At 66.0% G+C, this 17,027-nt stretch carries 20 protein-coding genes and 2 pseudogenes; 14 read left to right on the top strand and 8 right to left on the bottom strand.

Annotated elements, in window-relative coordinates; genetic code table 11:
- Window positions 1–14 precede the first annotated feature (14 nt).
- From CKO40_RS15820 to ppsR, 5 genes are all read right to left on the bottom strand, one after another.
- The gene (locus CKO40_RS15820; RefSeq protein WP_200347294.1) at window positions 15–593 is read right to left on the bottom strand and encodes a Uma2 family endonuclease; all 579 of its coding nucleotides are present in this window, start codon (window positions 591–593) and stop codon (window positions 15–17) included.
- A gap of 48 nt (window positions 594–641) precedes the next feature.
- Window positions 642–2,048, bottom strand: coding sequence for an NAD(P)(+) transhydrogenase (Re/Si-specific) subunit beta (locus tag CKO40_RS15825; protein ID WP_200347296.1), 1,407 nt, complete (start codon window positions 2,046–2,048; stop codon window positions 642–644).
- Between the two features lie 6 nt (window positions 2,049–2,054).
- Entirely contained in the window at window positions 2,055–2,348 is a 294-nt protein-coding gene (locus CKO40_RS15830) for a proton-translocating transhydrogenase family protein (RefSeq protein ID WP_200347298.1), read from the bottom strand.
- Between the two features lie 95 nt (window positions 2,349–2,443).
- Window positions 2,444–3,535 carry a Re/Si-specific NAD(P)(+) transhydrogenase subunit alpha gene (locus tag CKO40_RS15835; RefSeq protein WP_200347300.1) on the bottom strand — a complete coding sequence of 364 codons (1,092 nt, stop codon included), beginning with the start codon at window positions 3,533–3,535 and terminating at the stop codon, window positions 2,444–2,446.
- A gap of 307 nt (window positions 3,536–3,842) precedes the next feature.
- Window positions 3,843–4,658, bottom strand: coding sequence for a posphoenolpyruvate synthetase regulatory kinase/phosphorylase PpsR (gene ppsR / locus CKO40_RS15840; RefSeq protein ID WP_200347302.1), 816 nt, complete (start codon window positions 4,656–4,658; stop codon window positions 3,843–3,845).
- Between the two features lie 192 nt (window positions 4,659–4,850).
- Between ppsR and CKO40_RS15845 the strand changes: the two genes are divergently transcribed.
- Window positions 4,851–5,318, top strand: a complete 468-nt coding sequence (locus tag CKO40_RS15845) for a hypothetical protein (RefSeq protein ID WP_200347304.1) — start codon at window positions 4,851–4,853, stop codon at window positions 5,316–5,318.
- A gap of 67 nt (window positions 5,319–5,385) precedes the next feature.
- Here CKO40_RS15845 and CKO40_RS15850 read toward each other — a convergent pair whose 3' ends face one another.
- Entirely contained in the window at window positions 5,386–5,631 is a 246-nt protein-coding gene (locus CKO40_RS15850; RefSeq protein WP_200347306.1) for a HypC/HybG/HupF family hydrogenase formation chaperone, read from the bottom strand.
- Between the two features lie 218 nt (window positions 5,632–5,849).
- Between CKO40_RS15850 and CKO40_RS15855 the strand changes: the two genes are divergently transcribed.
- The 6 genes from CKO40_RS15855 (at window position 5,850) to CKO40_RS15880 (ending at window position 12,177) form a co-directional block, all read left to right on the top strand.
- The gene (locus CKO40_RS15855; RefSeq protein WP_200347308.1) at window positions 5,850–6,335 is read left to right on the top strand and encodes a HyaD/HybD family hydrogenase maturation endopeptidase; all 486 of its coding nucleotides are present in this window, start codon (window positions 5,850–5,852) and stop codon (window positions 6,333–6,335) included.
- A 216-nt stretch (window positions 6,336–6,551) separates the two neighbouring features.
- Window positions 6,552–7,001: a hydrogenase expression/formation C-terminal domain-containing protein gene (locus tag CKO40_RS15860; protein ID WP_200347310.1), complete on the top strand. Its 450-nt coding sequence runs from the start codon at window positions 6,552–6,554 to the stop codon at window positions 6,999–7,001.
- A 118-nt stretch (window positions 7,002–7,119) separates the two neighbouring features.
- The gene (locus tag CKO40_RS15865; protein ID WP_200347312.1) at window positions 7,120–8,217 is read left to right on the top strand and encodes a hydrogenase small subunit; all 1,098 of its coding nucleotides are present in this window, start codon (window positions 7,120–7,122) and stop codon (window positions 8,215–8,217) included.
- The gene (locus CKO40_RS15870; protein WP_420827388.1) at window positions 8,217–8,876 is read left to right on the top strand and encodes a hypothetical protein; all 660 of its coding nucleotides are present in this window, start codon (window positions 8,217–8,219) and stop codon (window positions 8,874–8,876) included. The genes CKO40_RS15865 and CKO40_RS15870 overlap by 1 nt, the downstream gene beginning before the upstream one ends.
- Window positions 8,873–10,195: a (Fe-S)-binding protein gene (locus CKO40_RS15875; protein ID WP_200347314.1), complete on the top strand. Its 1,323-nt coding sequence runs from the start codon at window positions 8,873–8,875 to the stop codon at window positions 10,193–10,195. The genes CKO40_RS15870 and CKO40_RS15875 overlap by 4 nt, the downstream gene beginning before the upstream one ends.
- 197 nt (window positions 10,196–10,392) lie before the next feature.
- Window positions 10,393–12,177: a nickel-dependent hydrogenase large subunit gene (locus tag CKO40_RS15880; RefSeq protein ID WP_200347316.1), complete on the top strand. Its 1,785-nt coding sequence runs from the start codon at window positions 10,393–10,395 to the stop codon at window positions 12,175–12,177.
- On the opposite strand, the gene CKO40_RS15885 is transcribed toward CKO40_RS15880, so the two are convergent.
- Window positions 12,170–12,352, bottom strand: coding sequence for a hypothetical protein (locus CKO40_RS15885; RefSeq protein ID WP_200347318.1), 183 nt, complete (start codon window positions 12,350–12,352; stop codon window positions 12,170–12,172). The two genes, CKO40_RS15880 and CKO40_RS15885, sit on opposite strands and share 8 nt — an antisense overlap.
- A 63-nt stretch (window positions 12,353–12,415) precedes the next feature.
- Window positions 12,416–12,841: pseudogene (locus CKO40_RS15890) on the bottom strand (transposase); the annotation flags it as partial.
- 114 nt (window positions 12,842–12,955) lie between these two features.
- Here CKO40_RS15890 and CKO40_RS15895 point away from each other — a divergent pair.
- From CKO40_RS15895 to CKO40_RS15920, 7 genes and pseudogenes are all read left to right on the top strand, one after another.
- The gene (locus CKO40_RS15895; protein ID WP_200347322.1) at window positions 12,956–13,252 is read left to right on the top strand and encodes a type II toxin-antitoxin system RelE/ParE family toxin; all 297 of its coding nucleotides are present in this window, start codon (window positions 12,956–12,958) and stop codon (window positions 13,250–13,252) included.
- Window positions 13,253–13,255: 3 nt separating this feature from the next.
- Window positions 13,256–13,582: an addiction module antidote protein gene (locus CKO40_RS15900; RefSeq protein WP_200347324.1), complete on the top strand. Its 327-nt coding sequence runs from the start codon at window positions 13,256–13,258 to the stop codon at window positions 13,580–13,582.
- Between the two features lie 464 nt (window positions 13,583–14,046).
- Window positions 14,047–14,265: pseudogene (locus CKO40_RS25180) on the top strand (response regulator); the annotation flags it as partial.
- Window positions 14,266–14,327: 62 nt separating this feature from the next.
- Complete coding sequence (locus CKO40_RS24455; protein WP_338074195.1) at window positions 14,328–15,065, top strand: HD-GYP domain-containing protein; 738 nt, start codon at window positions 14,328–14,330, stop codon at window positions 15,063–15,065.
- A gap of 10 nt (window positions 15,066–15,075) precedes the next feature.
- On the top strand, window positions 15,076–15,915 hold the full coding sequence (locus CKO40_RS15910) for a response regulator (RefSeq protein WP_242477097.1): 840 nt from the start codon (window positions 15,076–15,078) through the stop codon (window positions 15,913–15,915).
- Window positions 15,916–16,113: 198 nt separating this feature from the next.
- Window positions 16,114–16,602: a hypothetical protein gene (locus CKO40_RS15915; RefSeq protein ID WP_200347326.1), complete on the top strand. Its 489-nt coding sequence runs from the start codon at window positions 16,114–16,116 to the stop codon at window positions 16,600–16,602.
- 7 nt (window positions 16,603–16,609) lie between these two features.
- A partial coding sequence (locus tag CKO40_RS15920; protein ID WP_200347328.1) for a cache domain-containing protein occupies window positions 16,610–17,027 on the top strand: 418 nt, incomplete at its 3' end.

The following is a 17,027-nucleotide window of genomic DNA, read 5'->3' on the forward strand; positions in this document are numbered from 1 at the left end:
ACCGGTCAGCAGCCTTAGGCACCGCCGATCCCGCTCTCGGCATAGATGGTCGCAAGCGGGATCGACAGGCCCAGCTCGTCGAGGACCAGTTCATCGGCCGGCTGCTCGCAGAGCTGCGGCGACCAGAGCCCACCTTGGTTGCGGTAGTGCAGGACCCCGATCGCCGTCGAATCCACGAGCACATAGTCGGCCAAGGTCTCGATCGTCTGATACTGCAGGAACTTGGCGCCGCGGTCTTCGCGCGCAGTGCTGGGCGAGGTGACCTCGATGATCAGCACCGGATTCACCAAGGTCCGCAGCCCATTGATGGTCACGAAAGCCGGATCACAGGCCACCGACAGGTCCGGGTAGAGATAGGGGCTGCCGGTGCTGACACGGACGCGCTGATCACTGCCGAAGGGACGACAGCCGCGCGCCCGCAGCCCGAAACGCAGCTCGGCGAGCAGATTGACGCAGAGGCTGTTGTGCTCGGGCTGCGCGCCGCCCATGCAATGTACCTCGCCGTTGCGATACTCGCAGCGCTGGCTCGAGGTGCTGTCGAGCGCGAAGTACTCCTCCAAGCTAACGAAATCGCGTTTCAGCGAAGTGGCCATGGTATGACACCCAGCGCAGAGCCTTGGCGATCAGTATAGCCTTTGCGCTCAGTGCCCTCCGCCCTTCAGCGCCGAGGCGATGCCCTCGATGGTGTCCTTGGCGTCGCCAAAGATCAGCGAGGTGTTGTCCTGATAGAACAGTAGGTTGTCGACCCCGGAATAGCCCGGGCGCATCGAGCGCTTGAGGAAGTAGACCTGGCGCGCCTTGCCGGCCTCGAGGATCGGCATGCCGTAGATCGGGCTCGTCGGGTCCTCCTTCGCCGCCGGGTTGACGACATCGTTGGCGCCGACCACCAGCACGACCTCGGTGCCCGGGAATTCCGGGTTGATCTCGTCCATCTCCAGGACATTGTCGTAGGGGATATCCGCCTCGGCCAGCAGCACGTTCATGTGCCCCGGCATGCGCCCGGCGACCGGATGGATCGCGAACTTCACCTCGACGCCGCGCGCCTGGAGCAGCTCCATCATCTCCTTCAGCGCATGCTGGGCCTGGGCGACCGCCATGCCGTAGCCGGGCACGACGATGACCTTGCCGGCATCCTCCATCCAGTAGACCGCCTCCTCGACCGAGGCCGACTTGACGCCCTTCTCGGCGGCCACGGCACCGGCGCTGTCGCCGCCGCTGCTGTCGGTGCCGAAGCCGCCGAAGACGACGTTGATGATGCTGCGGTTCATCGCCCGGCACATGATGTAGGAGAGGATCGCACCGGAGAAGCCGACCAAGGCGCCGACGATGATCAGCAGGTTGTTGTGCAGCGTGAAGCCGGTCGCCGCGGCCGCCCAGCCCGAGTAGCTGTTCAGCATCGAGATGATCACCGGCATATCGGCGCCGCCGATCGGGATGATCAGCGTCCCACCGAGCACGAAGGCCAGCAGCGTCATCAGGACGAGCGAGACCCAACTACCGCTGCTCGCGAAGTGGACCGCCAGCGCGATCGTGGTCACCGCAATCAGGGCATTGAGCGCGTGCTGACCGGTGAACTTGATCGGCGCGCCGGACATGAGGCCCTGCAATTTGGCGAACGCGATCACCGAACCGGTGAAGGTGATCGCGCCGATCACGATGCCGGCCGCGAGCTCGCCCATCAGCACCCCGTTCAGGGTGCCGGCGGCGCCGCGGTTGATGAAGGTACCGATCGCGACCAGCACCGCCGCCATGCCGACGAAGCTGTGCAGGGCCGCGACCAGCTGCGGCATCGCCGTCATCTGGATGCGCAGCGCGACCACGATGCCGATCACCGCGCCGAGCCCGCCGGCGATGCCGATCAGCCAATAGCCCTGCACCTCGGCCCCGGCCAGGGTCGCGCCGATCGCGATGAGCATGCCGAGGATGCCGAACAGGTTGCCGCGCCGGGCGGTGGCCGGATGGGTCAGCCCCTTGAGCGCGAAGATGAACAGGATCGCCGAGGCCAGATAGGCCAGCGCCTGGGTGGTGGGAGAGAGGGTCAGCGCCATCGGTGATCAGCCCTTCTTCTGCTTCTTCTTGAACATCGAGAGCATGCGATGGGTGACGAGGAACCCGCCGAACACGTTGATGCTCGCCAACAGCACCGCGATGAAGCCGAGCGCCGAGGCCGCGAACCCGGCCTCCTCGAGGCCGGTCACCAGCAAGGCCCCGACCAGCACGATGCCGGAGATCGCGTTGGTCAGCGCGACCAGCGGCGTGTGCAAGGAGGGCGTGACGCCCCAGATGACGTAGTAGCCGATGAAGCAGGCGAGCACGAAGACATAGAGCGCGAGGATGGATTCAGACATCCGTAAAGACTCCCAGGTTGCGTGTTTGGCGGTCGCGCGCGCAGCCGACGCGGCGCGGGCCGCGCGGGCCGGCGCCGCGTCGGCTGCGGGCGAGCTCAGGACTCGACCCGCATCGCCGCGGTGATCTCGTCCTGGGTCAGGTCCTTGAGCACCGGTCCGGCATCGGACGGCTCGACCATGATCTCCAGCAGGTTGGCGAGATTCCTGGCATAGAAGGCGCTGGCGTCGGCGGGCACCATCGACGGGTAATTGGTATGGCCGACGAGGATCACGCCCTGGTGCTCGACGACCTGATCCGGCTCGGTCAGCTTGCAATTGCCGCCGTTGGCCGCGGCCAGATCGACGATCACCGAGCCGGTGCGCAGGCGCTCGACGACCTCGGTGGTGATCAGCTCCGGCGCCGGACGGCAGGGGATCAGCGCGGTGGTGATGATCACATGCGCCTTGGCCAGCTCATCGGCCAACAACTGCTGCTGGCGCGCCTTGGCCTCGGCGGAGAGCTCCTTCGCGTAGCCGCCCTCGCCGGCCCCGCTCTCGCCGAGATCGAGCTCGATCGGCTTCGCCCCGAGCGAGGCGATCTGCTCCTTGGTCTCCGGACGCACATCATAGGCGAAGACATCGGCGCCGAGCCGGCGCGCGGTCGCGATCGCCTGCAGGCCGGCGACCCCGGCGCCGAGCACCACCACCCGCGCCGGCTTCGCCGAGCCGGCCGAGGTCATCATCATCGGGAAGAATCGGCCGTAGTGGGCCGCGGCCTCGAGCACCGCGCGATAGCCGGCGATGTTGCTCTGCGACGAGAGCGCATCCATCGACTGCGCGCGCGAGATGCGCGGCATCCGCTCCATCGCCAAGACCCGCACCCCGTTCTCGACCATCCGCGACAGCAGCGCATCCTCGCCGCAGGCCTCGACCAGCCCGATGTAGACACTGCCGGAGGCCACCGCTTGGGCCTCCTCGTCGCTCGGGCGGCGCACCTTGAGCACGATATCGGCATTGAAGCAGGCGGCCCGGTCCACCAGCTCCACCCCGACCTCGGCATAGGCGGCGTCGGGGTAATGCGCCGCGGCGCCGGCACCGGATTCGAGCACGACCTCGAACCCTTTGCCGATCAGCTTCTTGGCCACATCGGGCGTGGTCGCGACGCGGCGCTCGCCGGTGCGCGTCTCTGTTGGGATGCCGAGCTTCATGACAATCGCTTCAGGTCTCGTTCGTTGCGGGCTAGGTGGCGCCTCAGAGGCGACCGGCGCTGCGGCCGTTGGCGTGGGCCATCGGCCGACCTCGGTCGGGCACCGGATGCGAGCGCGGCATTATCGGCGCTCGAACGCGCTAGCTCAATGGGTCGGCTGCTTGGATCGCACCGCCCCATGCGTTCGTCGGCAGCGGTTTTCGCACCCGTGCCGGTCGTCACCAAGCGCTTGCTCGGCGAGCACGGCATGCCGGCTCAATGCCGGCTCAATGCTGGTTTGAATTCCGCAAGCCGCGCGGCATGCTGGCTCAATGCTGGCCCGAATTCCGCAAGCCGCGCAGCACCTGCGCCGAGATCTCCTCGATCGACTGACTGGTCGTATCGAGCACCGGCACCCCGAGCTGGCCCAACATCTCCTGCGCCAACCGGATATCGTTGCGGCAGCGCGCGAGCGACGCGTACTCACTGCCCGGCCGCCGCTCCTCGCGGATCAGATGCAGCCGCCGCGGCTCGATGGTCAGCCCGAACACCTTCTCCCTGACCGCATTCACCTCCTCCGGCAGCGCCTCGCGCTCGAAGTCGTCCTCGGTCAGCGGATGATTGGCCGCGCGCAGCCCGTAATGGATCGCCAGATAGAGGCAGGTGGGGGTCTTGCCCGAGCGCGAGACCCCGACCAGTACCACATCGGCATGGCGGAAGTTATCCGGACGCAAGCCGTCATCGTTCGCCATCGCGAAATTGATCGCCTCGATGCGCTTGGTGTACATGCTGGGCTTGGTGATCGCATGGCTGCGGCCCGACTGACGGCTCGGCGAGACGCCCAGCTCGGCACTGAGCGGCTCGACGAACTGCTCGAACAGCTCCAGATGGAAGCAATCGCCCTGCTTCAGGATCGCCGCGATCTCGGGATCGAGCATGGTCGAGAACACCAGCGGGCGCGCACCGTCACGTTCGGCCGCCTCGTGCATCCGCTGGGTCAGGGCACGCGCCCTGGCCTCGGTGTTGATGTAGGGCATGTAGACCTGCTCGAACTCGACGCTGTCGAATTGCGACAACAGGCTCTGCCCGAGGGTCTCGGCGGTGATGCCGGTGCTCTCGGAGACGAAAAAGACCGTTCGCTTCATGGCTTCACCCAAGCGATCCATCATGGCACCGCCGGGCGCAGAGCGAGCGCTTTAGCCGAGCGGCAGATAAACAATTGGGCATCCTCGACGCGCCCCGTGATTCACGTCAATGCGGTCAGAGCGATGCTGGCCAGATAGTAGGCGAAGCAGCCGCGAGGCGCTCGCTGATTCGACGACCCGGAGAACCGCATCATGGCAACCATCCGCAATGACAAAGACCTGCGTGACCTGCTGGAGAGGCTGCCCGTCGACCAGCAGCGCATCATCGGCCTCAGGTTCGCCCAGGACCTCGCGCATCTGAGCCGCGACGAGCGTGTCAAGCGCGCGATCGAGGCCGGTCTGCGCGCGGACGTCTCGGGGCAGGAGCTGGAAGACGGCTACCATGCCGCCAAGGCCTGGGCAACCAAGACCTATACCGACTGCGGCAAGGACACCGACTGGCTCGCCCAAGCCGATCATTTCGTCGCCGCCGCCGTCGCCGCGGCCCTGACCCCGGACAAGATGCTGCCCGACGCCAAGACCAATCGCGCCTGGAAGGCAGCGATGCATGCGCGGATGGCCAACAACTGCGAGCTCGTCGAGCCTGGCGGCGACGCGCAGCTCGACGCGGTGCAGCGCCAGTACCGGATCGCCGACGAGCTAATCGATGCCGCCGGCTAGATCGCTTGCCCGGCGATGCCCTCCCCTGAGCGGGCACCGGCGCCCGACCGCGGACCCGGGCCCCTGCTCAGCGCGGCCCCTCGGGTGCAGCCGTAGCCGCGAGCATCTCATCGTAAACGGCCCAGGCATCAGCCGCGCGCTCGGCCGAGATCTTCTCGATCGCATGGCCGAGATGCACCACGACGAAATCGCCGACCGCCAGCTCGTCCGGGTCCAGCATCAACAGGCTGACATCCCGCTCCGCCCCCTTCGCCTCGCAGCGCGCAGCGAGGCCGTTGATGGCCGTGATCTGCATTGGAATCCCCATGCACATGGGCGTGCCTCCGGTTCGATCTCATCACTCGGTGCAGGCTAAGGTCCCAGCTCAGCCGTCCGCAAGCGATCCGCATCAATCACAGCCTCGATTTCTCTGGCCTGATTTCCCTGATTGCCCTGGTTTCGGTAACCCCTTTCGCCACAGCCCCGAGCTCCCGGACCGGAGACCATGTCATCCAATCAATCGCCGCGCTGCCCCAACCAGAGGACGCCCCCATGCCCGCTCAAGGCACCCTGATCCTCGGCCTCGGCAATGTGCTGCTCGCCGACGAGGCGGCCGGCGCCGCGGTGCTGCGTGCGCTGGAGCCGATGGCCGAGGCCGACCCGGACCTGACCCTCTACGATGGCGGCACCCTGAGCTTCACCCTCGCCGGCCCGATCGGTGAGGCTGAGCGGCTGATCGTGGTCGATGCGGCCGCAATGGACGACCCGCCGGGGACCGTGCGGGTATTCGAGGGCGAGGCGATGGACCGGCAACTGAGCAAGCACGCGAAGAGCGTGCACGAGGTCAGCCTCGCGGACCTCTTCGATATCGCCCGCCTGACCGATACGCTGCCGGCACAGCGCGCACTGATCGGGATCGAGCCCGAGCAGGTCGACTGGGGCGATCAGCTCAGCCCGGCGGTGGCAGCAGCCGTGCCGGAGGCCGTCAGCCGAATCCAGACACTGCTGCAGCGCTGGCGCAATCCCGTTTCGTCATAGCTGCGCATAGGCCAGCCTCCGCTTGATTGCGCCGCGGCAATCTTCGGCGGCGCCGTCTCTTCTCGACTCGCCGAGCACGCCCCCCCCCGGGATTGCCATGCGATTCCGCAGTCCTGAACAGGGTTATTGACGTGTTTGCAGCAATCCGTGCGTCACGTCAAACACGCCTCGATCAGCAGTCACTAACATTACAAACAACCGATGGAGGTACGCTGAATGGCCGAGCTCGCCGACATCCCGATCCGTATCGAGCAACCGGACGCCGAACCGCGGCAGTTCGGTAACGCCCTTCCGATCCTGCACCAGATCCGGCATGCCCTGCTGCGGCTGGCCGAGCAGGGCGAACCAACCCGCATCGACCTTGCCGCGATGCCGTTCGGACCCGGTGATGAGGAGCGGCTGATGAGCACGCTCGGCCGCGGTGAGGTCGAGGCGACCGTCGAGGCCCTCGGACCCACCCGGATCTGGGAGACCCGTTTCCCGGGCGTCTGGGTACTCGATTACGCCAACGTCGAAGGGGAGCGCCTCGCATTGCAGATCGAGATCGACGAGGTCCCGCAAATGCTGCGCACCGCCACGGCCGACATCGCTGAGGCGCTGGCCGCGTTGGACACCGAGCTCAGTCCGCCGCCGGCAGCAGAGCGCGCAGACGGCACGGAGCCCTAGAGCGTCACAAGAGAGTAATGCGTCCTGGTCGGCCATTGGGCCGCACCCCATTGGGTTACGAGTCCAGGTCGCATCCAGACAACCATTGATCGAGCTTCGAGCAAAGTCAGGAGAAGAGATGGCCGCACCCAAGACCCTGGGCGAGAGCCTGCGCCAGCATGGCGTTTCCCGCCGTGGATTCCTGAAGTTCTGCGCCGCGACCGCGTCGATGATGGCGCTGCCGCCAAGCATGGCCCCGGCGATCGCGAAGGCGCTCGAGCAGGCGCGCCGGCCGTCGGTGATCTGGCTGTCGTTCCAGGAGTGCACCGGCTGCACCGAATCGCTGACCCGCAGCTCGTCGCCGACGGTCGAGAACCTGATCTTCGACGTGATCTCGCTCGACTACCACCACACCTTGCAGGCCGCTGCCGGCGACGCCGCCGAGCACGCCCGCGAGCAGGCGATGCACGCCAACGCCGGTGACTATCTGGTCGTGGTCGACGGCTCGCTGCCCGGCCCCAATGCCAACCCCGGCTATTCGACCATCGCCGGCATCAGCAACTACGAGATGCTGATGGAGACCATCGAGGGCGCCGCTGCGGTGGTCGCGGTCGGCAGCTGCGCCGCCTTCGGCGGGCTGCCGATGGCCGACCCGAACCCGACCGGCGCGGTCGCGGTGCAGGACCTGGTCAAGGACAAGCCGGTGATCAACGTCTCCGGCTGCCCGCCGGTGCCGATGGTCCTCACCGGCGTGCTGGCCCAGTTCCTGACCTTTGGCACCTTGCCGGAGCTCGATCAGTACGGCCGGCCCCTCGCCTTCTTCGGCCAATCCATCCATGATCGCTGCTACCGGCGCCCATTCTACGACAAGGGCCTATTCGCCGAGACCTTCGATGACGAGGGCGCCAAGGCCGGCTGGTGCCTCTACCGACTCGGCTGCAAGGGCCCGATGACCTACAACGCCTGCGCGACCATGAAGTGGAACAGCGGCGCGAGCTGGCCGGTCGAGGCCGGCTACCCCTGCCTCGGCTGCTCCGAGCCGAACTTCTGGGATGCCGGCGGCTTCTACAAGGCGCTATCGGTACCGATCGGAGCACCCGGCAAGGCCCTGCTGGGCGCCGCTGCGCTCGGCGCTGCAGCCGGCGTCGCGGCCGGTGCGATGAGCCGCCACGAGAGCAAGCAAGCCACCAAGTATCACGACAAGGTCAACGCCCAAGAACTGGAGGAGAAGCTCTGATGACCCCGATGGACTTCCTCCTGCTCACCAAAGGCCCGCTGTTCAGTGTCGCGATCGCGATCTTCGCGCTCGGCATCCTGATCCGGCTCGCCGAGATCCTCACCCTTGGCCGCGCCAAGAACTACGCAGCCGCACGCGGCAACGAGGTCATACCCGGGCTGAAGACCGTCTATCGCCGCTTCAACCCGGACCCCGGCACCTTCAAACGCTCACCCTTCGACGTGATCGTCGGCACCCTCTGGCACGTCGGCTTCGTCGTCGCGCTCTTGCTGTTCATCCCGCACGTCGAGCTGATCAAGAGCACGCTCGGCATCGGCTGGCCGGGCCTGCCGAACCCGGTGGTCGACGCGGTCACGGCGATCACGCTGCTCGGGCTGATCGCGGCGTTGATCCACCGACTGACGCAACCGGTCAAACGCTTCCTGTCGACGAAGGAGGACTATCTGATCTGGGCGGTGACCTTCCTGCCGGTGCTGACCGGCTACCTGGCCTATCACCGGCTGATCAATCCCTACCCGCTCGCGCTGGGGCTGCACATCCTGAGCGCCGAGGTCTTCCTGATCGTGCTGCCGTTCACCAAACTCACGCACATCTTCACCGCCTTCGTCGCCCGTTACTACAACGGCGCCATCTTCGGCCGTAAGGGGATCCAATCATGACCCAAGGTGCCAACAGCTTCTCGCTGACGCGCGGCCTCAATGCCTGGCGCGAGGAGATCGACGCCCCGGTCGCCTCGTTCTTCTCCAGCTGCGTCCATTGCGGTCTCTGCGCCCAGGCCTGTCCGTTCTACGTCGAGACCGGCGACCCCAAGTACACGCCCATCCATAAGCTCGAGCCGATGCGGCTGCTCTGGGAACAGGAGTACACCCTTTGGGGCAAGCTCAAGAAGGCCGTCAAGGATCGCATCGATGCCCAGCTCGGGCGCCAGCCGAGGCCGCTGATCACCGATGAGATGCTCGAGGAGTGGGAGCCGCTGCTCTACGACTCCTGCACCATGTGCGGACGCTGCTCGATGGTCTGCCCGGTCGGCAACGACATCCACTACATGATCCGCAAGGCACGCGAGGGGATGGTCGCCTCCGGTCACGCCCCCGAGGGGCTGATCGCGGCCTCGGTGCGCGCGGTCAAGACCGGCAGCCCGATGGGTCTGCAGTGGAAGACACTCGAGGTCCAGATCAAGCACGTCGAGACCGCCACCGATCTCGAGGTCCCGATCGACAAGGCCGGCGCCGACTATCTGGTCCTGCTGTCGTCGATGGAGATCATCAACTTCCCCGAGTATCTGGAAGCGATCACCAAGATCTTCGATCACGCCGGCGTCAGCTGGACGCTCAGCCGCGACTGCTTCGAGGCGACCAATGCCGGCGTGCAGATCGGCTCCAAGGACATCGGCGCCCAACTGGTGCAGCGGGTGGTCGACGCCGCCGAGCAGCTCGGTGTGAAGAACGTCATCAGCCCCGAGTGCGGCCACGCCTACACCGGCATCCGCTGGGAGGGGCCGAACATGATCAAGCGCGCCTATCCGTTCAAGGTCTTCCACATCATCGAGGTGCTCGATCAGCTGCGCGCCGAGGGCCGCATCCAGACCGAGGGCAAGGAGATGGATCGGCTGTCGATGCACGATCCCTGCAACCTCGCGCGCAAGAGCGGGGTGGTCAAGCAGCAGCGCAGCCTGATGGACCTGGTCGCCGGCGACTTCGTCGATCTCGAGGAGCACGGCGAATACCAGTGGTGCTGCGGCGCCGGCGGCGGCGTCAGCTCCAACGAGCGCGCCGAGGAACTCAAGCTCGCCGCGTTCAAGCGCAAGAAGGCACAGATCGAGGAGGTCGAGCCGGAGCGCATGGTCACCATGTGCGCGACCTGCCGGACTCAGCTCGAGGAGGGCCTCGAGGAGTTCAACATGGACATCCCCGTGGTCGGCCTCACCGAGATGATCGCAGACCACCTGGTCGAGAAAGAAGAGAGCGAGAAGCCCTGACCCAATGCGGCTGCATCAATCAAGATCGATGCTTGATGCGGGCCGACTGATCATCTGCTTAAGACCTCTTAGGGCGCTGCCGGCGACTTCGGTCACCGGCACGCCCAATGATAGCTACCGTTGCACGACGCCTGCCGGGCGCGCCTGAGGGCGCAGCCGCAGGCGCACTCAGAATCGAGCGAAAGGGCTGAACAACCATGAGCGAGCGCGTCGTCGTCGACCCCATCACCCGCATCGAGGGTCATCTGCGCATCGAGGCGGAGATGAACGGGCAGGAGATCGCCCAGGCCTACTCGTCCGGCACCATGGTGCGCGGCCTCGAGATCATCCTGCGTGGCCGTGACCCGCGCGATGCCTGGGCCTACGCCCAGCGCATCTGCGGCGTCTGCACCCTGGTGCACGGGATCGCGTCGGTGCGCTCGGTCGAGGACGCGCTCGACTACCCGATCCCGCCCAACGCCCAGCTGATCCGCAACCTGATGATCGGCGCCCAGTACATCCATGACCATGTGATGCACTTCTATCACCTGCATGCGCTGGACTGGGTGGACGTCGTGTCGGCGCTCAGCGCCGATCCGAAGGCGACCTCGGACCTGGCGCAGCAGGTCAGCGCGCAGACCGCGGCCGATCTCGGCACCGGCAGCTGGGGCAAGTCCTCGCCCGGCTATTTCAGTGACGTCCAGAGGCGGGTCAAGGAGTTCGTCGACGGCGGCCAGCTCGGCATCTTCGCCAACGGCTACTGGGGCCACCCGGCCTACAAGCTGCCGCCCGAAGCGAACCTGATGGCGGTCGCGCACTATCTCGAGGCGCTCGCCTGGCAGCGCGATGTCGCCCGGCTGCACGCGATCTTCGGCGGCAAGAACCCGCACCCGAACTTCGTCGTCGGTGGCGTCGGCTCGCCGATCGACCTGAACTCGGACTCGGCGATCAACTCGAAGAAGCTGTCGCAGGTCCAGGACCTGATCAAATCAATGCAGGCATTCGTCGAGCAGGTCTACATCCCGGACACGCTGGCGATCGCCGGCTTCTACAAGGACTGGGCCGAGAAGGGCGAAGGGCTCGGCAACTTCCTCTGCTACGGCGACCTGCCCTACAGCGGCAGCAACCCGGATCAAAGCGACCTGTCCGACCTGCTGTTCCCGCGCGGTGCGATCCTGAACCGCGACCTCAGCACCATCCACCCGGTCGATCTGCACGCCGACGGCGAGATCCAGGAGTTCATCGCCCACGCCTGGTACGACTACAAGGACGGCAAGGACACCGGCCTGCATCCCTACAACGGCGAGACCCGGCTCGACTACGACGATCGCGGTGGACCCAAGCCGCCGTTCAAGCAGCTCAACGTCGACGACGGCTACTCCTGGCTGAAGTCGCCGCGGTGGAACAGCCATTCGGTCGAGGTCGGTCCGCTGGCGCGGATGCTGATGCTCTACGCCGACAGCAGCGCCCCGGCGCATGCGCAGGCGAAGGAGCTGGTCGACTATTCGCTGAACCGGCTCGGCCTGCCGGTCGACGGCCTATTCTCGACCCTGGGCCGCACCGCCGCGCGCACGCTCGAATCGAAGATCGTCAGCGACGGCATGCAGCGCTGGTACGACGCGCTGATCGCCAACATCCGCGCCGGCGACACCCAGACCTTCAATGACGCCCTCTGGGACCCGTCGACCTGGCCGAAGCAGGCCCAGGGCGCCGGCTATATGGAGGCGCCGCGCGGGGCGCTCGGCCATTGGATGGTGATCAAGGACCGCAAGATCGCGAACTACCAGGCCGTGGTGCCCTCGACCTGGAATGCCGGCCCGCGCGACCCCTCCGGCGTTCCCGGCGCCTACGAGGCGGCGCTGGCCGACAACACCCAGCTTCATGATCCCAAGCAACCGATCGAGATCCTGCGCACCATCCACTCGTTCGACCCCTGCATCGCCTGTGCGGTCCATGTCGCCGACCCAGAGACCGGCGAGGCGATCGAGATCAAGGTCAGCTGAAAGATCTCGACGTCCGCTTTGGTTTGCTCCTTCCCCAAAACCAATCGAGCGCCGCCAGCCGGTCCTTGATCGATGACAGAAGGGCGCGGCTGCCCTGCTTCACCGGTTCGCGATCGGCCTTGCTGAGCTGGTCCTTCTTCAGCAGATCGAAGAGGACGGACTCGTCCTCACGCACTCCTTACTCAACGGCGCGCTGCTGTGCATCAAGCTCGGACGCCAGCTCTGTGAGCTGGCGGAAGGTGCCGTCCAGACTGACGGTGCCGAGCTTGACCAGCCCCATCGCCTGCGCGACCAGCAGCACTTGGGTGAACAGCGCCGCCAGCTCGTCAAGGAAGCGTTTGCGGAAGCCGGCGATGGCGCGGTGATCGGGGTGGGTGTTGGCGCAGATATAGCGAAGCGCGATCAAGTCGTACGTGGCCTGCGCCAGCTTGCGGCTGGAGAACACACCCGTGGCATAGCCGTAGAACAGCAGCGCCACCAGCATCGCCGGATGGTAGGGGCGCGAGCCGGGGCCGGCGTACGCGCTGACCAGCGCGCTGAGATCGAGCTGATCGACGATCTCCACCACGAACCGCGCCAGATGATCCTCGGGCAGGTACTCCTGCACGCTCGCTGGAAACCAGTCCGGCGTCTCCCGATCCACCGGCACGAGGTTGACCGCCATGACAACCACGCTCGTCTGTGACAACCGAGCCCTATTGTACCCGCACCCAGTGCCGGTAAGTCGGACAGACTCCTAGGCTTGCCTTGTCTGTAATCGATAGATTACGATTACCGCATGCTCAGGATCAAGCAAACCCCGGAGTTTGCCGCTTGGCTATCCGGGGTCCAAGACGGGATGACACGACGGCGTTTGGCGACTCGCTTACGGAAGGCATCGCTTGGCAATCTGGGCGATGTGAAGCCGGTCGGTGACGGGGTGTTTGAGATGCGCGAATTCTTCGGGCCTGGCTGGCGAATGTATTACGTTCGGCGTGGCCAAGCGCTGATTCTGATGCTGGGCGGTGGTGACAAGTCGACCCAAAAATCTGATATCCGTAAGGCCATCGCACTGGCCTCCACGTTGGAGGATTGAGCCTTGAGCGAGAAGATCCGCGTTGCCGATCTGCCCGATTTCGACATCACCGAGCACTTGGAGGACGACCGGGCCATCGCCGAGTATCTGACAATCGTGCTCGAGGAAGAGGACCCGGCCTTGCTGGCTGCCGCCCTCGGCGACATTGCGCGCGCCCGAGGGATGACCGAGATCGCTAAGGCCAGCGGTATCGCCCGCGAGGCGCTGTACAAAGCCCTGCGCGCCGAATCCCAGCCGCGTTTCGATACCATCAACCGTGTCTGTCATGCGCTAGGCGTCAAGCTGGTGGCGCAGCCGATGACGTCGGACGATCTGGTTTCTCCTGTCTAAAGGCAGCTGGGGACTCGGCACAGCGCCCGCGCTTCTTCGCAAGCAGACCCTTAAGCCTAGTGAGAGCATCGGCACCAGCCGGTCGCGCTATCCGATCGGCGTGCTCGGGGTCGCGTGCCTTGGCCCGGTCTCGACCAGCTTCTGGCGCACCGTCGCCTCGTCCCGCCCGGCGCTGGATGCCCGCGAGGACAGGACCACGTGGGCGCGGCAGGTGTCGTTCAGGTAGCTGTCGAAGCCGCGTTAGCGGCCTACTCGAGCAGGCACCGTACGTGAGCCCCCCGAGCTGACAAACTGGCCGACGTCAAGCATTGACCGGCCCGACACACAGACCGCTGCCAACAGGGTCGCGGAATTTTATGGCCGCAGCCTGTAGACTCATGCCCGTTGTGTCGCATCTGGCAGGAGGCTCTTATCGTGAAGCAGACCATCCTCGTCATCGATGACGAGCCCCCAACATCGATCTGTTGGTCGACTGTCTCAAGGATGACTACAACGTCAAGGCCGCCACCCGAGGGCAGCGGGCACTGAGAATCGCCCGCTCGGGCGAGCCGCCCGACATGATCCTGCTCGACATCATGATGCCGGAAATGGACGGCTTCGAGGTCTGCGAACAGCTCAAGGCCGACCTGACTACCCGCCACATCCCGGTCATCTTCATCACCGCCAAGATCGGTATCGAAGACGAGATCAAAGGGCTCGAGCTCGGCGCGGTCGACTATATCGCCAAGCCGATCAGCCCCCGATCGTGCAGGCGCGGGCCCGCACCCAGCTGGCACTGTATGATCAGAACCGCGTTCTCGACAGCAAGGTGCGCGAGCAGACCGCCCAGCTGCACGAGACCCGGCTCGAGATCATCCGGCGGCTCGGGCGGGCGGCCGAATACAAGGACAACGAGACCGGCCTACATGTGATCCGGATGAGCCATTATGCGGCCATCCTCGGTCGGGTGACCGGTATGGACGAGCGTAACGTCGAGCTGCTACTCAATGCGGCCCCGATGCATGATGTCGGCAAGATCGGCATCCCGGACCGCATCCTGCAGAAACCAGGCAGGCTGAGCCGGGAGGAGTGGGACGTGATGCGCACCCATGCCCAGATCGGTGCGGACATCATCGGCGATGCCGGGGATTCCGAACTGCTCGAGATGGCCCGCGTGGTCGCGCTGACGCATCATGAGAAATGGGACGGCAGCGGCTACCCTCAGGGCCTCGCCGGTGATGACATCCCACGCTCGGACCGGATCGTTGCGATCGCCGATGTCTTCGATGCGCTGACCTCGGTCCGCCCCTACAAGCCCGCCTGGCCGGTCGCGAAGGCGCTCGAGCTGCTAAGCGACTCCCGCGGGACCCATTTCGATCCGGACCTCGTGCCGGCATTCCTGGACACGCTACCCGAGATCCTCAAGATCCGCAGGCGCTATGCAGAAGCAGGGATGATGACCGGAGATCTGGAGGAGAACATCCAACTGTCGAGCACCGATTGAGGCTGATCGGATGAGTGCGGACAAGCCGACCCGATTGCTGATCGTCGACGACATCCCGACGATGCTCAAGAACCTGCGCTATGCCCTCGAGGATCAGGGCTATCAGGTCGTGGCCGAGGCCGGCAATGGTAAAGAGGCCCTTAGGCTGCTCAACCGTGAGGCCGTCGATCTGATCCTGGCCGACTGGCACATGCCGAACATGGACGGGTTGGAGCTCTTGCGGCACATCCGGGCGCATCCCCGAACCGCCAAGACCCCGTTCCTGATGGTGACCGGCGAGATCGAGCGGGGTCGCGTCGCCGAAGCCATCAAGGCCGGTGTCACCGACTTCATCGCCAAGCCGTTCATCTCCAAAGCGCTCGCGGAACGGGTGGAAAACGCGCTCAAGTGCGGGGCCGGAGCCACCTACCTCCCACCCGGACGGGAGCCGATCAGGCCGCTCAGCCGGCCCGCCGCCGAGCGCTCGAGCAGACGTCAGCGCATCATCCTGACGGTCGACGACGAACGCGACAACATCGAGATCGTCGCCGAGGCGCTAAAGCCGGAGTACAGCGTCAAGGCCGCGATCAACGGCCGGGTCGCCCTCAAGGCCGCCGCGGCCGACCCGCCACCGGACCTGATCCTGCTCGACGCGATGATGCCTGAGCTCGATGGCTTCGGCGTCTGTGAGCAGCTCGGACAAGACCCAGCCACGGCTCAGATTCCAGTGATCTTCATCAGCGGCAGCGCCGACCCGGGCATGCGGGCACGGGCGCTCAGCCTGGGCGCGCAGGCGTTTCTGGTCAAACCGGTGCAGCAGGAACGCCTGCTCGCCACCCTGCGCGCGGCACTGGGCAGCCCCGCTCAATGATGGGCGCCCGATGTGGGCGAACGGACCGCACCCACCGGCGGATGGGCCCCAACCGCCATTCGCCCTTGCACCCCTGGGTCCGATGCTCGCGGCTCACGGCCGGCCCGCGCGCATTCCCACAGCGGCTGCTCGGCTTCCTGCTGATGCTGAGCGTGAGCCCAACGGCCTTGGCCGATGGGCTCGCCCCTGGGGTCACCAATGGGGCCACCAATGGGCCCTGGGCCAGCCTGCCGGCGGCCCCCTTGGATCTATCTGACCTGGACCGTCGCGATCGGCCTGAGCATGCTGCTGGCGCTTGCACTGCTGCGCCGGCTGCGCCGCGGCAGCGAGGACCGACTCTTCGACCGGCGCAACTTCAGGCTCATTGGCATTGCGCTGGTCGGCCTGTTCCTGGCGCTGGCGCTGACGCTCGCCAACCAGGGCCTCGGCGCGATCGATCAGCGCCTGCGCCAGGACCTGATCGAAACCCTCCAGTCGGTCAACCGCTCGGCCGCGCAGGCGTTGCAGATGTGGATCGAGGGCCACCTGCGCGCGACCGAGCTGATCGCCGCCGATCAGGTCCTGATCCCGCTGGTGCGCGCTGCAGCAGGCCGCGGACGATCGCGAGCACCTGCTCACCGCCCCGGCGCGCGCGCAGATACGCACCCTCCTCGCCGCCAAGCGCGACCTTGCCGACACTGCCGCTGATGTCTTCGTGCTGGCGCTCGACGGCAGGGCGCTGATCGCCGCGCGAGCCGATCAGATCGGTCGTCTGCACCCATTGGCCAAATGCAACCCATTCGACCTTGCGCGCATCCTGACCAGCAGCCAACCGCTCTTCATTCCGCCTAGCGCGCCGAATCAGGAACAACCCGGCGGCGACTGCGAGCAGGACGAATTGATCCTGCTGGCCGCGATCCGCGACGAGCGCGGCGGGATGCTCGCCGTGCTCGGCCTGCAATTGCGCCCTGTCGCGGCCTTGACGCGGATGACCGCGGTCGGGCAGATCGGGGACACGGGCGAGACCTACGTCTTCGACGCCGAAGGCCGGCTGATGACCCGCTCGCGTTTCGCCGAGCAGCCAGTGCCGGGTGCTCAGCCCGGCATCGGCATGCGCATCGCCGATCCGGGGG

The sequence above is a fragment of the Halochromatium glycolicum genome, assembly GCF_016584085.1.
Classification (GTDB): domain Bacteria; phylum Pseudomonadota; class Gammaproteobacteria; order Chromatiales; family Chromatiaceae; genus Lamprobacter; species Lamprobacter glycolicus.

Excerpts from the sequence above, each read along its gene's own strand:
- CKO40_RS15820 (WP_200347294.1), bottom strand. The coding sequence starts at position 593 with ATGGCCACTTCGCTGAAACGCGATTTCGTTAGCTTGGAGGAGTACTTC.
- CKO40_RS15825 (WP_200347296.1), bottom strand. The coding sequence starts at position 2,048 with ATGGCGCTGACCCTCTCTCCCACCACCCAGGCGCTGGCCTATCTGGCC.
- CKO40_RS15830 (WP_200347298.1), bottom strand. The coding sequence starts at position 2,348 with ATGTCTGAATCCATCCTCGCGCTCTATGTCTTCGTGCTCGCCTGCTTC.
- CKO40_RS15835 (WP_200347300.1), bottom strand. The coding sequence starts at position 3,535 with ATGAAGCTCGGCATCCCAACAGAGACGCGCACCGGCGAGCGCCGCGTC.
- ppsR (WP_200347302.1), bottom strand. The coding sequence starts at position 4,658 with ATGAAGCGAACGGTCTTTTTCGTCTCCGAGAGCACCGGCATCACCGCC.
- CKO40_RS15845 (WP_200347304.1), top strand. The coding sequence starts at position 4,851 with ATGGCAACCATCCGCAATGACAAAGACCTGCGTGACCTGCTGGAGAGG.
- CKO40_RS15850 (WP_200347306.1), bottom strand. The coding sequence starts at position 5,631 with ATGTGCATGGGGATTCCAATGCAGATCACGGCCATCAACGGCCTCGCT.
- CKO40_RS15855 (WP_200347308.1), top strand. The coding sequence starts at position 5,850 with ATGCCCGCTCAAGGCACCCTGATCCTCGGCCTCGGCAATGTGCTGCTC.
- CKO40_RS15860 (WP_200347310.1), top strand. The coding sequence starts at position 6,552 with ATGGCCGAGCTCGCCGACATCCCGATCCGTATCGAGCAACCGGACGCC.
- CKO40_RS15865 (WP_200347312.1), top strand. The coding sequence starts at position 7,120 with ATGGCCGCACCCAAGACCCTGGGCGAGAGCCTGCGCCAGCATGGCGTT.
- CKO40_RS15870 (WP_420827388.1), top strand. The coding sequence starts at position 8,217 with ATGACCCCGATGGACTTCCTCCTGCTCACCAAAGGCCCGCTGTTCAGT.
- CKO40_RS15875 (WP_200347314.1), top strand. The coding sequence starts at position 8,873 with ATGACCCAAGGTGCCAACAGCTTCTCGCTGACGCGCGGCCTCAATGCC.
- CKO40_RS15880 (WP_200347316.1), top strand. The coding sequence starts at position 10,393 with ATGAGCGAGCGCGTCGTCGTCGACCCCATCACCCGCATCGAGGGTCAT.
- CKO40_RS15895 (WP_200347322.1), top strand. The coding sequence starts at position 12,956 with ATGCTCAGGATCAAGCAAACCCCGGAGTTTGCCGCTTGGCTATCCGGG.
- CKO40_RS15910 (WP_242477097.1), top strand. The coding sequence starts at position 15,076 with ATGAGTGCGGACAAGCCGACCCGATTGCTGATCGTCGACGACATCCCG.
- CKO40_RS15915 (WP_200347326.1), top strand. The coding sequence starts at position 16,114 with ATGGGGCCACCAATGGGCCCTGGGCCAGCCTGCCGGCGGCCCCCTTGG.